Annotated in this window: 13 protein-coding genes and 1 pseudogene; 6 read left to right on the forward strand and 8 right to left on the reverse strand. The window is 45.0% G+C overall.

Translation table 11 applies throughout. The features are described from left to right. Nucleotides 1-6: 6 nt before the first annotated feature. The gene (gene rph / locus DET62_RS06750; protein WP_110013476.1) at nt 7-720 is read right to left on the reverse strand and encodes a ribonuclease PH; all 714 of its coding nucleotides are present in this window, start codon (nt 718-720) and stop codon (nt 7-9) included. 137 nt (nt 721-857) lie between these two features. Here rph and smrA point away from each other — a divergent pair, with 137 nt between their 5' ends. Beyond that, nucleotides 858-1,445: a DNA endonuclease SmrA gene (smrA, locus tag DET62_RS06755; protein ID WP_110013475.1), complete on the forward strand. Its 588-nt coding sequence runs from the start codon at nt 858-860 to the stop codon at nt 1,443-1,445. Between the two features lie 29 nt (nt 1,446-1,474). Then, complete coding sequence (locus DET62_RS06760; RefSeq protein ID WP_110013474.1) at nt 1,475-2,338, forward strand: YicC/YloC family endoribonuclease; 864 nt, start codon at nt 1,475-1,477, stop codon at nt 2,336-2,338. Between the two features lie 58 nt (nt 2,339-2,396). On the opposite strand, the gene DET62_RS06765 is transcribed toward DET62_RS06760, so the two are convergent. From DET62_RS06765 to DET62_RS06785, 5 genes are all read right to left on the reverse strand, one after another. After that, entirely contained in the window at nt 2,397-2,900 is a 504-nt protein-coding gene (locus tag DET62_RS06765; protein WP_110013473.1) for a DUF4411 family protein, read from the reverse strand. Then, complete coding sequence (locus tag DET62_RS06770; protein ID WP_110013472.1) at nt 2,897-4,051, reverse strand: XRE family transcriptional regulator; 1,155 nt, start codon at nt 4,049-4,051, stop codon at nt 2,897-2,899. The genes DET62_RS06765 and DET62_RS06770 overlap by 4 nt, the downstream gene beginning before the upstream one ends. A gap of 347 nt (nt 4,052-4,398) precedes the next feature. Continuing rightward, a complete protein-coding gene (locus DET62_RS06775) occupies nt 4,399-5,637 on the reverse strand; it encodes a hypothetical protein (RefSeq protein WP_110013471.1) in 1,239 nt (412 codons plus the stop codon). 45 nt (nt 5,638-5,682) lie between these two features. Then, nucleotides 5,683-5,988 carry a hypothetical protein gene (locus tag DET62_RS06780; RefSeq protein WP_110013470.1) on the reverse strand — a complete coding sequence of 102 codons (306 nt, stop codon included), beginning with the start codon at nt 5,986-5,988 and terminating at the stop codon, nt 5,683-5,685. A 296-nt stretch (nt 5,989-6,284) separates the two neighbouring features. After that, nucleotides 6,285-6,860 (reverse strand): XRE family transcriptional regulator, encoded by a 576-nt coding sequence (locus DET62_RS06785; protein ID WP_110013469.1) that lies wholly within the window; start codon nt 6,858-6,860, stop codon nt 6,285-6,287. Nucleotides 6,861-6,948: 88 nt separating this feature from the next. Between DET62_RS06785 and DET62_RS06790 the strand changes: the two genes are divergently transcribed. Beyond that, a complete protein-coding gene (locus DET62_RS06790) occupies nt 6,949-7,587 on the forward strand; it encodes a LysE/ArgO family amino acid transporter (RefSeq protein ID WP_110013468.1) in 639 nt (212 codons plus the stop codon). 130 nt (nt 7,588-7,717) lie between these two features. Next, nucleotides 7,718-8,823, forward strand: a pseudogene (locus DET62_RS06795) (Fic family protein). A gap of 24 nt (nt 8,824-8,847) precedes the next feature. Here the strand turns inward: DET62_RS06795 and DET62_RS06800 are convergent. After that, a complete protein-coding gene (locus DET62_RS06800; RefSeq protein WP_110013467.1) occupies nt 8,848-10,815 on the reverse strand; it encodes a methyl-accepting chemotaxis protein in 1,968 nt (655 codons plus the stop codon). Between the two features lie 194 nt (nt 10,816-11,009). Next, nucleotides 11,010-12,089 (reverse strand): Fic family protein, encoded by a 1,080-nt coding sequence (locus DET62_RS06805; protein WP_110013466.1) that lies wholly within the window; start codon nt 12,087-12,089, stop codon nt 11,010-11,012. Between the two features lie 171 nt (nt 12,090-12,260). On the opposite strand from DET62_RS06805, the gene DET62_RS06810 reads away from it, so the two are divergent. Together DET62_RS06810 and DET62_RS06815 are read left to right on the forward strand one after the other, a co-directional pair. Further along, entirely contained in the window at nt 12,261-12,557 is a 297-nt protein-coding gene (locus DET62_RS06810; protein ID WP_110013465.1) for a hypothetical protein, read from the forward strand. 99 nt (nt 12,558-12,656) lie between these two features. After that, nucleotides 12,657-14,525: a DUF885 domain-containing protein gene (locus tag DET62_RS06815; RefSeq protein ID WP_110013464.1), complete on the forward strand. Its 1,869-nt coding sequence runs from the start codon at nt 12,657-12,659 to the stop codon at nt 14,523-14,525. The last annotated feature ends 14 nt before the right edge of the window (nt 14,526-14,539 follow it).

A 14,539-nucleotide genomic window follows, 5' to 3' on the forward strand; every position in this document is an offset into this window, starting at 1 on the left:
CCAAATTTATGCTAAAGCTTGTTTCTGAATATCAATTAACTCGCGAATGCTGTGACGTGCCATATCAACCAGGTTATTCATTTCTTCCAGGCTGAAGGCTTCGCCCTCGGCTGTGCCCTGAATTTCGATAAACTTGCCGGCTTCTGTCATGACTATGTTCATATCGGTATCGGCTTTTGAGTCTTCAGTGTATTCCAGATCGCTAATCGGCTCGCCGTCTAAAATACCCACTGAAATAGCCGCGACCATTTCTTTTAACGGGTTTACTTTGACCATGCCCTGGCCACGCATCCAGTTAAGCGCGTCAACTAAGGCGACACAAGCTCCGGTAATAGAGGCCGTACGAGTGCCACCGTCAGCCTGAATCACGTCACAGTCGATAGTAATGGTGTGTTCACCTAAGGCGCTCATGTCGATGCAGGTACGCAGTGAACGGCCTATCAAACGTTGAATTTCTAAGGTACGACCGCCTTGCTTACCGCGGGACGCTTCGCGGGCAGAACGGGTATGAGTTGCGCGTGGCAACATGCTGTATTCAGCGGTAACCCAACCCTGGCCTTTACCTTTTAAAAAACGCGGAACGCCACGTTCTACCGACGCATTACAAAGCACTTTAGTTTCACCAAACTCAATTAAAACAGAGCCCTCTGCGTGTTTGGTAAAGTTACGGGTAATGGTTACCGGTCGAATTTGTTGTGCCGTACGGCCACTTGGACGCATGTCATCTCCTTACTGAGTGAATGTCGCAATGTATGAAATTGGGCGCAATTGTAGCAGAATTGGACGATTAATGGATCGCGATTCGCGCAGCAACGTATTACACTAGACCGAGCAAAAGAATATGAGCGGGAGGCAGTATGTCGCGTTCAGATGATGAAGAATTTGAGTTATTTCGTCAGGAAATGACTGACGTAACGCCTTTGGCGGGTGAAGAAGTTGCCGATATTAAGCAGGCTTTTGAACCAACGCTGGCGCAAAAAGAGCGTCGCCGCGCCGCTGAGGCGGAAGAAGCTGAAAACGAAAATTTTTTATCGACCGAGTATGTGGATTTAGTCGGGCCCGATGACGTTATTGAGTTTCATCGCGATGGTGTTCAGGCTGGCGTTTTCAAACGTCTGAAACAAGGGCGTTACAGCATGGAAGCCAGTCTGAACCTGCACCACCATACATTGGCGGAGGCACGCACGGCACTGTTTAATTTTGTGAAAGACTGCCATGCAGCCGGAGTACGTACGGCTTTAATCATCCACGGCATGGGCAAGCACACAAAGCCGCATCCGGCACTGATAAAAAGTTACGTGAATAAGTGGCTGCGCGAGCTGGAACCTGTACTGGCGTTTCATAGCGCACAGCGACCGCATGGTGGCCGCGGCGCAGCCTACATAATGATGAAAAAGAACGCCGAACAGAAACAAAAGAACCGCGAGAAACACGCAAAGCGGTAACAGAAACGATTCGTTTTAAAGGAACCGACATGATTCAAAGTATGACTGGCTATGCTCGTTACGAGCAAAAAGCCGACTGGGGCACCGCGGTTTGGGAAATACGTTCCGTTAACCAACGGTATCTGGAAACCTACTTCCGCCTGCCGGAAACCTTTCGCTCTCTGGAAAATTCACTACGTGAGCAGTTTCGTAAAAAGCTGCAGCGCGGCAAAGTTGAGTGCAAGCTTAGCCTGCAGGTAGATGAAGCCCAGCAAAGTGCCTTGTCGATTAACGAAGACCTGGCAAAAAGCGTGATTGCCAGTGCCAAGTGGGTGAGTCAGCATTCCGCTGCCGGGCAGTTGAACCCTATTGACGTTCTCAAATGGCCAGGCGTGGTTGCTGCTCAGGACCAGGACATGGATGAGCTGCAAAAAGACGTTTTGGCTGCGTTGGAAAAGACCACCAACGACTTTATTGAGAACCGCAAAAGTGAAGGCGCAGCCATTGATAAAATGCTGCAGGAGCGCTTAGACGGAGTGACCAGACAGGTAGCTTTTGTGCGAGAACGTATGCCAGAAGTCATGGCATGGCAACGTGAGCGCTTACTAACCCGCTTTGAAGAAGCGAAAGTCGAGCTTGACCCGCAACGCGTTGAACAGGAAATGGTCATGCTGGCGCAAAAAACCGACGTAGCCGAAGAGCTCGACCGCTTAGACGCCCACGTGGAAGAAGCCCGCAAAATATTGAAAAAAGGCGGCCCTTGCGGACGGCGCCTGGACTTTATGATGCAAGAGTTCAACCGCGAAGCAAATACACTCGCCTCTAAGTCTATCAACTCTGACATTACCGCGGCTGCGGTGGAATTAAAGGTTTTGATTGAACAGATGCGTGAGCAGATCCAGAACTTGGAATAATGTGTTTTGACGTAGCCTGCGGTTCTACCGCAGGTGAGATCTCTAAAAACGATAAGCTTTAATTTTCTAAAACTAGCCTATCTTCCGTTAACTCCAACAAGTCAAAAACATCCATCCATTCAACATCAAACTCTCGAGCGATATTGGGTATTTTCACTTTTCTGCTGGTTTCAGGAACGATAACTTCATGGGTAACAATAATTCCACCTAAGGCTCTCGCTGCAGCTATTAGCCAGGGGTCTGCACCACCCAAAAAACGTTGAACTTCTGCTTGGGAATAGACGGGATGTGCCGCAACGTGGTTGGCGATGTCACCGTATATCTGCTGTATTTGAATGGATGTTGAATCTTTGAAGAACGCTTTATGTGCTGTTGACCATTTATGAAGTTCATCAGGGTCATTATTACTCTTAGTCAGCTCATCGTAGACATGATCGATACTTCGAATATCGGCAGTCTCATGGACTTTTAACAGCCATTCCCAAAAGCCTGGAACAACTTCCATTCTATAGTGCAAATTTTTGGCTTGTATGAAGGAGTTTGCATCCAGCAAGTAAATCAAAAGCTAAGTTCCTTTTTCGCAAAAGACTTCAACTTGCTCGGGTGGATGCCAATAAGCCGCTGAGCATCTCTTAACAGCATACGACCGCTTAACGCTTCACTGGCAACAGCTTTGGCTAACCTTTTACTGTATCGAGTATTTACCATTCGATAGTAAGTAGGGCCGCCGTCTTTCTCTTTCTGCTTTTCTTTGTCTTTTTTCAGAGCCGCAAGAATTTTGCTGTAATGTTCCCAGTATTGCTGCTCGCTTATAAACCCGGCTTCTAATGCCCGGCGAGCAACAACCCAATGACTCACATGAAAATGAGAAGCTAAGTCTGGTAAGTTATGCTTCCAGTCATCAAGGTTATTGTTCCATAACTGAGTAAGTTCAGTGGTGGGAACCAGAAACTCGGCTGCAACTCGGTTACAGAACTTCTCAATTTTGTTTTCGTTTCGGTGACTTAAATCAGATACACCAGACTCATTAATCAAAAGGTGCACAAATTCGTGCATTAGCGTGAAAATTTGTGCCTGAGGTGTATCCGCTGCATTAATAAAAATGACTGGCGCGTAGTCATCAGAGATAGCAAAACCACGAAACTCATCTCGGTTTAACGGGCGGTGAGTATTGCTTTCCACCACGCTGTTACGCATAACAAGTACGCCCAGATCCTCAATTTCTTTTCTTAGCTCTGCGTAGTAATTATGGAACTCTCGTGGGCGTTGGCCTATGGCATTGCCCAGTAAGTTGTTCAGATTAGCTAAAGCGTTTTCAAAACTGTTAATTGATGTACCACCAATCCAATTTACACGTGGTAACTCTTGCTCGCGGCAAAAATCTTTGTACCACTCCAACCGTTCGAAAGAGCCTCTGATGGTATCTTTAAGCGCAAGACTGAATTCCCCAATGGGATGATCGCCAATAGTTCGCAAGTCAGGTATCGGCAGTTCCTCTTTTGGTGGCTCATTTAAGAATAAATAACCAAAAGGAATGTAGGTTTTATCGGCAAAGCGCTGAGCCTGGCGAAATGTTGGTTTCTTATCGCCTTTCTCCCAAGCTTCTACTTTCTCTTGCTTAAGGTCTAATTTTTTAGCTATTTCAGACACAGCAAACCCTGCCCGTTCGCGAGCCCACGCTAAAATGCTTGGGTTTACCAGTGCTTCAACCATGACTTCGCTCGCCTATTATTAAGGGATTGCTAATTTGCCCGAAAAATTAATTCACTATTATAGCTTAGATGTTCACGCTTTTGACTAGTTCACCTATTAATACATTGGCTACTTGGGCTGTAAAGGATTTGTTTATAGCAGGCCAAGAAACAAGCCGCATTGAGAGTTTTGACTAGGGAATTACAAAAAGCTCATGGATAAATGGAGACATGATGTATCGAGCCGGTTTTCACCGGCTCGACTTAACTCAACTTGATCGCGAGAGCGGTAATGTGAAGATTTATCATTGTTCCTACTCTGCTTAGGCATCAGTCATTTGAGACTACCCAAACAGTGGTAGCTATGAATTAAGGCTCCGAAAAGGGCCTTTGTCCTTTCTGCACCTCTAGTTTTTGAAACCAACTATCGTCTCGAAGATCTACCTCAGACCATTGCCTAATTGTTTCTGGATCGAGGCCTACCAAAGTAGCAAAGTGCGTGTACATTAAGTCAGCGAAGCTACTATATACAATCCAACTCGCATCTTCTCGTTGAATTAACGCTTGTAGAAGTGGAATTATTGGAGCTTGTGGGTGCTTTAACTTTTGCTCAAGTAGAAAGTCCAGTGTGTCTTTGATGCTCCGTCCATCATGAAAAAACGTGTTACGGAGCTCTATAATAAATTTGGCTGTAACTCTTGATATACTTAAGCGTCGACTGATTTTATCTTCTTGTAATTTTTTCCCTTCAAACAAGGCTTCAAGAGCCACGAAGCCATTTAAAAGTCGATCATCAATAGTTCCGCTGTTTCCCGCCATTTCAGTTAGAAATCGCAGATAGGTTCGAGACTCGGGATGTTTTGCAATAAACGCTTTTATATGAATAAGTGAATAGCTGGCGTTTGTATTTAGCGCACTAAAGCTCACTGTCGAATGGTCTACAATGTTCAGAAGTGCTTTGTTCGTACTCAGCTCAGCTAAAAAGCTAACTTTTTGACGAAGGTACAGTTCTAAAGTGAGGCTAAGTATCTCCTGATGCTCAATTGAAATTTTTCCTTTAGCGTCAACAACGATGATTCCCGCTAACGACGGGTGTGTATTGCCGTAAGATTGAATCTTTACTATCTGGTTACCAATAACGATACTTGTTCGAAACGCTTTTATATTTTGGGCTGACCCAATAAACATCAACTGGAAGCCGGTGATACGCTCCGATGATGGTTCAAAGTCAAATGCTAAGTTGGAACTGCTTAAGGTAAGGTATCCTGCTTCAAGCGTTAATGTATGTCGCTTCCCTGGCATATTGGCAAGTTGGGTAATTAACAACGGTTCGTTTTCGTTAAACGAGGACAGATAGTTTAAGTGAACGTTTGCAAGGTGGTCGGCTGATAGTGTTCCGGCGGCGCTCTCGATTTTTACATTCTTCAACGAAGGGTTATGCGCAGTAAACGAAAAATCATGTAAGTCGAACGGTTCGTTAATATCAACCAATGAGTAATGAATACGTGTGCGCCCATTAACTGCTTGAATGACTAAATCAACTTCAACGATACGCTTCGTCTTATCGCAGTGCAGTTCTCCGGTTCCTTTTAAATCAAAGAATGACATCCCTTTCACCTAATGAGTCAGTTGGTTTGCGATTATGGGCAAGATTCACTGACGTTTTACCCTATTCAAGAGTGAAACAATTTTACCGCTATTTAGTGGGGTTTCATCGACAGCCATTTCGTTCCAAGATTTAATTAGCTCCCGTTCACGCGAGTTCGGTGGTCTGACAGCACTGGAGCTACTAGAACAACTACCTGCGGATAAACCGACATTGATATCGCCATATTGGATTGAAACCCGAACACAGAGTGGAATTCCATCTTTCTGAAGATCGTTGATAGTGCTATTAAGCCACCCTGCTTGGCTGCTATCCCAAACTCGGTCTTGCTCGTTGATTATGACTTTAATCATTGCCCTTCCTTGTATTAGATTTGCTATTTAATGGGATTAAGGAAGGGGCGACTGCAAACTGCCCCTGATAGCTTTAGTTCGGCGTAGAACGGTAGTGCTCGGGAACCTTCGTGCCATCTTTTTTGGTGTACGCAGGAACGTGAACCTTCTTTTTGCCGCTTGTAGTCTTTGCCATGTGATAGTCCTCGTGGGAATTTCGACCAATGTATCAGCGAGGTACGAGCCAGCTCCTTGCCTTAAATTAATAAGTGGGGGTGAGTGGTTAAAATTTCAACAGGAAGTTGGCAAAGAGACCTCTACCTCGACTTTTCGTAGACCGTCATTGTGAAGTGAACGGGTTCGTTAGTGCTGTTTTGGTAGGTGTGCGCAACGTCCATTTCGGCGGTCATTGAGTCACCTGCCGATAAAGTATAAGTTTCTCCATTCACCAAAACGTCTAAACAACCTCCCTCAACGTGAATGAGTTCAATGGTTTCTTTAGAGTGCGCCTCAGATACAAATTGTTCTTTGGGAAACATAGACCATCGCCATAACTCGATCATGATTGTGCCCTTTGAACCTGCAAGCAGTCGAGCAGTCCCCCCATGATCACCATTCCAGAGTGTCGGAATGTCCTGAGGCTGTCGAATCGTTACTTTCGGGTCGTCTGATACAGCTACGATATCCGCCACAGAAACGGCAAGTGCATTGGCTAATTTACATAGAATTCCGATGCTTGGGTTTGCACGCCCTTTTTCTATTTGCACTAGCATCCCCTTGCTGATTTCGGCATTTTTAGCCAGCTCATCAAGGGACATTCCGTATTGCTTACGAAAGGTGTAAACGCGTTTTGCGATAGCTTCGTTAATAGCTGTTTTATCTTTATCGGTCATTATATTGACTATTTGTTTCTTTATATTAAACTGACGATAATTTCCATTATCGTTGACTTAAACGATTAGAACAACGCAGGAAGTGATAATGTTTGAGTTTGTCAGTGTATTCGTTATGGGGGCCGTAATTTCTGGTGGATTGATTATCGCAATTGGTAGCCAGAACGCCTTTCTGTTAAAAACCGGGCTAACGAATAATCATCCGTTTGCAGCGGCGACCGTTTGCTTTGTTGGCGATATTCTACTTATTGGTGCGGGCGTGTTTGGCGTTGGCGCGTTATTTTCGATTGAAAGCATCTGGGGGCAAATGCTGAGCTTAGCGGGCGCTATTTTCTTAATTTGGTATGGAAGTAATGCGCTAAAAGCTGCAATAAAAGGTGAAAGTCGATTATCGATAGACGAGAGTGAAAGCAAAAGAACCTCGCTTAAAAGCACATTATTGATGGCTTTTGCAATGACATTTTTAAACCCACACGTATATATAGACACTGTTGTTCTGGTTGGCGGTGTTACTGCTGGCCTTGAGCAAGTCAATAGACCGTGGTTCGTGGCCGGAGCTTTAAGTGCCTCCGCAACGTGGTTTTATACACTAGTATTTGTTGCAAAAAAGCTCGCTAGTAAACTGAATAAACCAAAAACGTGGCGTATTATTAATGCATTAATCAGTGCGGTAATGTTTCTAATCGCCGGTAGCCTTTTAGTCGATGTGGTTCCGTACTGGCTTTAGTCGATAAAGAATACACAAGTACCCGAGTTTGGAGAATGAGTCGAATACACCTACTATTTGGCTCATTATATGAGCCGAATAAGTTTGCTATTCAGCTTACGACGCAAGCAAAATAAGGCAATCAACAAGTATGACCGCGTGGCTTTGGCAACATAAAAATTGGCCGAACATGGTGTGGCAGCAACAACAGCTGGCGCCTTTGTTACGTGGTGTTTACGATCGTCTTGGTCAACTAAAGGGCAAATCTGCACTGGTTGAAAATAACGCTGAGTTTAGTCTGGATACGCTTCTGGCAAATATTGTTGCATTGTCGGCGATAGAGAGTGAAAAAGTCGATGTGTACGCGGTGCGCTCCTCCTTAGCTCGGCAACTTGGTATCAATGACAAATCACCGGTAAAGACAGATGGTTCGTCGGAAGGGTTAGCCAGTTTAATGCGCTCTGCAGTAACAGACCTGGATGAGACAATTAACTTAGAAAGGCTACTAAACTGGCATAGGTGGTTGTTTGAACATCATGAATCACTTATACAAAAAGTAGAGCCTGGCGTTTTGCGCGGTGAAGCACCTATGCAAATTTTTCTGGGCCTATTACACGGCCGACCGTTCATTTTGAAGCCCCACCAAGAGCCAATATAGAAACAGAGCTCGAAAGCTTTGTTAATTGGTACAACGAAACGCAGCAGGACTCGCACTACGACCCTTTGTTACGTGCTGCTATTGCCCATTTGTGGTTTGTGACAATACACCCATTTGAGGATGGTAACGGGCGCATAACTCGAGCGCTTACCGACAGAGCTCTGGCTCAGGCGGACAGGCAAAGTATTCGGTTATTTGCGATGTCCGAAGCGATTCTGGCAAATCGTACGGGTTATTACGACATACTGGAATACACTCAGAAACATGGGGCTGATATAACGCCATGGCTTGTTTGGTTCTTACAAACACTGGACGAGGCTATTGACGCTGCTCTAGTAAAAATTGATCGAGTTGTTGCTAAGACAAAATTCTGGGCTCGGCACGTGAACAAGAATATTCAACCAAATCAGCAAAAGGTGCTTAACCGGTTGTTGGATGGTGATTTTGCGGACGGCATTAATGCATCGCAGTATAAGTCGGTGGCTAAAGTGAGCAAAGCAACGGCGACGCGTCATTTGACGGATATAGTTGCACAGGGGCTGGTGGTGTATAAAACAGAAGGCGGTGGGCGAAGTACGCGTTATAAGGTTTCCAATTAGCTTAGCAACACCCACCCCCATCACTTAGTCTGTCTTAAACTTCCTAACCAGTGTCGATAAAGCGCTTGATTGCTGCTCCAACGACTGACTGCTATCACTGGCACGCTGCGCCACATCAGCAATGGTATCGGCGGAACCTTTAATCTCACTGACATTTCGACTAATTTCTTCCGCTACCGATTGTTGTTCCTCGGCTGCGGTCGCAATTTGTGCGTTTTGATCGCTAATGTGAGCGATAGATTGCACAATTCCCGAAAACTCACTTTGTGCCTGATCGGCTTTATCCGCGGCTTGCTGAGAACGCCCAATATTGGCTTTCATGACATCAACAATAGACTGAGAGGTGCTCTTGAAGTTTTCGAGTTGATCCGATATTTGAGTGGTTGAATCTGCGGTTCGCCGCGATAATTCCCGCACTTCGTCTGCAACGACCGCAAAGCCGCGTCCCTGTTCACCGGCGCGAGCGGCTTCAATGGCAGCGTTAAGTGCCAGTAAATTGGTCTGCTCTGAAATATCTCTAATCGTTCTAATGATAGAGACCATCGACTCACTGCCTTCCTGCAATGCCTGAAGGTTGGTTTCGGCTTGTTCAAGTGAGTTGCGCAGCTCGGCAACACTGTCATTGTTTTCCTTAATAATACGAACGCCGTTGTTCGCAGAATCCTGTGTTTCCCGGGCCAAGTCTGCCGCCCGTGAACAACTGGCGGCGACTTCGTCTGCTGCAGAAGCCATTTCATCGACGGCACTCGACGCCATCTCCAGTGACTGTTGCTGCTTTCCTGCGGAGTCGGTGATTTCTTCCGACAACTGCTTATTAATTTCTGCGCTATCGCTGACCTGAAGAGATGCATTATTAATGTCTTTGACCAGTCGGTTAATGGACAGGAGGAACTGGTTAAAGTTGTCTGCAAGATCGCGTGTTTCGTCGTTGGTTGAAACTTCAATCCGTTGCGTCAGATCGCCGCCGCCCTCGGCTATCTCTGACAGCTTATTCGACACGTTTACGATAGGAGTTGATATGACTTTAGATAAGTACCAGCCAAGCAAGGTAAATAGAATAATCAGAATGATACCGACAGCAACAATGACCCAGGTTAACTGGTTGGCGCTATTCATCACTTCACTTTCTTTCACTAAGCCAATAAATTGCCAGCCGAGTTTCTCGGAAGTGTAAGTGTTAACTAAGTAATTATCGTTGTCTATAACAATCTGGCCGACTTGGTTTTGGTCAGACTGCTTGCTTATTTGGGCAAAGTTTCCGTCATAGACATCGTCAATATTACTGAAATTATTGTCAGAATATTTAGGATCAACTAAAACGGTTCCGGTGTCCTCAACAAGCATCAAATAGCCTGACTCTCCAATCTTGACGTCGGCGATGAGATCGGTCAATTGAGCTAAAGACACGTCCATGCCTTGTACTCCGACAAGCTTGCCATTTTGCTTCAAAGCTTTGACCGTTGAGACGATAACGGCGTCGTCCGCAGCCCAGTAATAGGCATCGGTTCGCACTATTTCACCTTCTCCCTGCATGGCGGCTTCGTACCATGGGCGAGTTCTTGGGTCGTAGTTTTTGCTGAGCGGGCCTTGTGGCCACTGAATGTAGCCGCCGTTGGCTGTACCTAAGTAAAGATAGGCCAGTCTCGGATGGGTTTTAGCGAAGCGGGTATAGAAATTAAATACGGCAGCTTCTTCTTGAGACTCACTTAATGAGTCCATTTGCGTTCCTTCAGGGTTCGACAAATAGGAACGTGCATTAGGGACAGCCTGATTAATCAGTGGCTCCTGGGCGATGAAATTCAGGTTTTGCTCTATTTCACTGAATAGAATTTGAATGGCGTTATCAACTTGCTTAACTTCGCGAGATGTCGTGGTTTCAAAGTCTTCTACTGCTTGATCCCGAATTTGAAGTATCAGAATGGTCGATATAATGACGATGGGCAGAAACACTGTACTGAAGAATGACAGAGTAAGTTTTTTTGAGATATTCATAGCCACCCTGAACCCTGTTAATATTATGTTGAGATTGATTGTAGATTAGGTTTAAGTCAATCAAAATATGCGTTGGCGCCTTATACAAGTGGTTATCGGTCACTTCAAAGAAAAGCTGAAATAAATTAGGTGCTTTATCGCAGAAATAGGCGAGCCCAACGTGTATGTTTAACTCACCGGTTTCTTTTAGGTCGTTAACCGCGAACCATGAGCAGAGCGCATAACGGCTGATTAATATAATAATTTGCGCGCCCGATGCGCTGTTTTTGCAAAAATCCGTGCTCGACGAGTTGCTCTAGGTATTTAGTCGCCGTAATGCGAGTAACCCCAAGTTCATCAATGACAAATTCGATTTTGGTGTAGGGGTGGTGAAACATATTGTTGAGCAGATCTTGCCGGTAGATCTTAGGCAACTGATCTCGCATGCGGTGTTTTACGTCTGTCATCAACACCTTCATTTCTGAAATTAATGCGATTGTGTTTTTAGCTGTATCAATTACACCGTCTAGAATATAAAGAAGCCAGGGCTCCCAGTTTCCCGTTTCTCGCACACTTTGGAGTTGCTGGTAGTAGTCTGCTTTATGCTGTGTGATGAAGCGGCTCAGATAAAGCACCGGAAGATTAAGTAAATCCTTTGCTACTAGATACAAAATATTGACGATACGACCTGTCCGGCCATTGCCATCGTAAAACGGATGAATACTCTCGAATTGATGATGGATAATTGCCATTTTTACCAGTGGATCGGCATCGCAGAGCTCGTCGTCATTGATGTATTGAACAAGGTTGTCCATCAACGAGGAGATTTCATCAGCTTTTTGTGGTGGTGTGTAAACTATTTTGCCAGTGTTTACATTTTTGAGTTCGGTTCCTGGTAAACGACGCAATCCTGCGTTGTTATGCTCAAGATGCTGTTGTATGACCAGAATATCATGCAAACGAATAGTCTTCGTTTTTCGCACGGTTGCGAAAGCTTGTTTCAAAGCAATAGCGTAATCCTGAACTTCTTTAGTGGCAGGATTAACCAGCGCATCCTCAAACAGGTTCGCTTTAAAGAGTTCGTCATGAGTGGTTACAATGTTTTCAACTTCAGAGCTATCTTTTGCTTCTTGAAGTGAGAGCGTATTAATAAGAATTGCTTCATTGGGAATACTGGCCGCAATACCTTTAAGTTCAGCCAGAAAACGATGGGCTTCTGCTGTTCTTTTGAGCACTGTTCGTGTTTCCCATTGCTCAATGTTTTCCAACGGAAGAAATGGTGGCGAAGCTGGCATATAGATTTTGGCCTTTTCTGTGTATCTGAGTCGGAATATATATAAATAATCGAAAATATTATACATGAAAGGCTAATTATGTATAGAAAATGGGATTTTCTATACATAATAAATGTCGATTTTGGCGATTAGATTGCTTCTATCCACAGCTTGAATAAAAGGGTTTGTTGTATGCGAAAAACGGATAAAAAACTTGAGCGCGAGATAATCCGCGAACTGACTCAAATGTGCGAAGCCGCAAAGTTTGATCATGAAGGCTTTATCTGGCTAACGCACGAGGTTAATTATCGGCGCTTTCCGCAAAGCTTAAAGGTGACACTTGTATTTAATGAAAGCGTAAGCGAAGAGGTTTTGCTGGCGGAGTTTCAGGCACTGATCCCAAAAGTGCAATTAGCACTTGAACCGGTAATAGGTGAGCCCTTGCTCGCAGCGCAAATTGAGGCTTGCCGGGAACATACACTGCAATAAGCCGCTGCCTGCCTTAACAATTTACCCTGCGGTCGTGCCTGCGTTGACATACTGTGCTACAACAGATATTAAGTTTAGAAACCTTACAGGAGAGAACACATGTTTGAATATAAAAAGATAGCGCTGGCGGTCTCGCTGGTGTTAATGACAACGGCCTGCTCTGATGCTTCCAAAGAAGAAGCGACGACGGCAACTGCTGAGTCGAAAACCGCGACGACTGAAAACGCTACCCAAAATGCGGAGCAAACCGAATCGGAAAAGGCGAATAAGCTGTTTGAAGATATTTTCATGAAAACGGTCATGCGCAGCCCAATGTATCAGTCTTATCTTGGTATTAAAGATGACCAGGATAAATGGGACGATATCTCTGAAGAGCGCGCAAAAGAAGATCTAGAGTTTCAGAAAGCACAGCTGGAACGGGTAATGGCTATTGATGAGTCTAAGCTTAATGAGCAGACTAAAATTAGCTGGACGTTGATGAAGCAGAAGCTGGAAAACGACATTGCTGACTTTAAATGGCGTCACTATAACTATCCGGTTAACCAAATGTTCGGTATGCACTCCAGCGTTGCGTCGTTGTTAATTAATCAGCACGGTATTAGCGAAGTCGATGACGCAGAAGATTATATTGCGCGTCTTAATGGCCTGCCTGAGTTATTTGATCAACTGGCTGAGAATCTCCAGCTGCGTGCTGAAAAAGGCATTATCGCACCTAAATTCGTTTACCCTTACGTGATTAGCGACAGCGAAAATATCATTACCGGTGCACCGTTTGATGATGGTGAACCCAGCGCGTTATGGGCAGACTTTTCTAAGAAAATAGAAGGCTTAGATATTGATGACAGTCAGCGCGATGAGCTTTTAGATTCGGCTAAAAAAGCGATGCTGGAATCGGTAAAACCGGCCTACGAAAACTTAATTACTGCAGTAGAAGGCATTGCAGAAAAAGCGACAACCAAAGATGGTGCCTGGAAATTTCCTGATGGCGAAGCTTTTTACAATAACGCATTAAAACGCACCACCACGACTGATCTGACTGCTGATGAAATTCATCAAATTGGTCTGGACGAAGTAGAGCGTATCCACGAAGAAATGCGCGGCATTATGAAAGAAGTTGGCTTTGACGGTACGCTTCAGGAGTTCTTTGTGCACATGCGCAACAGTGACGATTTTACCTATCCAAGTACCGAAGAGGGTCGCAAGCGTTATCTGGATGAAGCAACGGCTATTATCGATAATATGCGTGGACGTCTTGACGAACTGTTCCTCAATAAGCCTAAAGCTGACTTAACGGTAAAAGCGGTGGAACCTTTCCGCGAGAAATCTGCAGGTAAAGCTTTCTATCAGCAGCCGTCAATGGACGGTTCACGTCCGGGAATTTACTACGCCAACCTTTATGACATGGCCTCCATGCCAACCTACCAGATGGAAGCCTTGGCTTATCACGAGGGCATTCCGGGTCACCATATGCAAATTGCGATGGCGCAGGAACTGGAAGGTATTCCTAGCTTCAGAAAGTATGGCCGTTACACGGCGTATACCGAAGGCTGGGGGCTTTATACCGAGAAACTTCCAAAAGAGATTGGTCTGTATGAAGACCCATATTCAGACTTTGGTCGCTTAGCTATGGAATTGTGGCGTGCAGTGCGTTTGGTTGTCGATACCGGCATCCATGATAAAAAGTGGACTCGTGAAGAGGGTATCGATTTCTACGTAAACAATACGCCGAACGCGAAGGCAGACGCTGTGAAAATGGTTGAGCGCCATATTGTTATGCCGAGTCAGGCAACAGCCTATAAAATTGGTATGAATAAAATTCTGGAATTGCGTGAAAAAGCGAAATCAGAGCTTGGCGACAAGTTTGATATTCGTGAATTCCATGATGTTGTGCTGGGTAGTGGTCCGGTGCCACTTAATGTTCTTGAGCAGTTCGTTAACGACTATATCAGTGAAACGAAAGCTTCTTAGTAGCTCAATCTAAA

This window comes from Idiomarina sp. H2 (assembly GCF_004364275.1).
Classification (GTDB): domain Bacteria; phylum Pseudomonadota; class Gammaproteobacteria; order Enterobacterales; family Alteromonadaceae; genus Idiomarina; species Idiomarina loihiensis.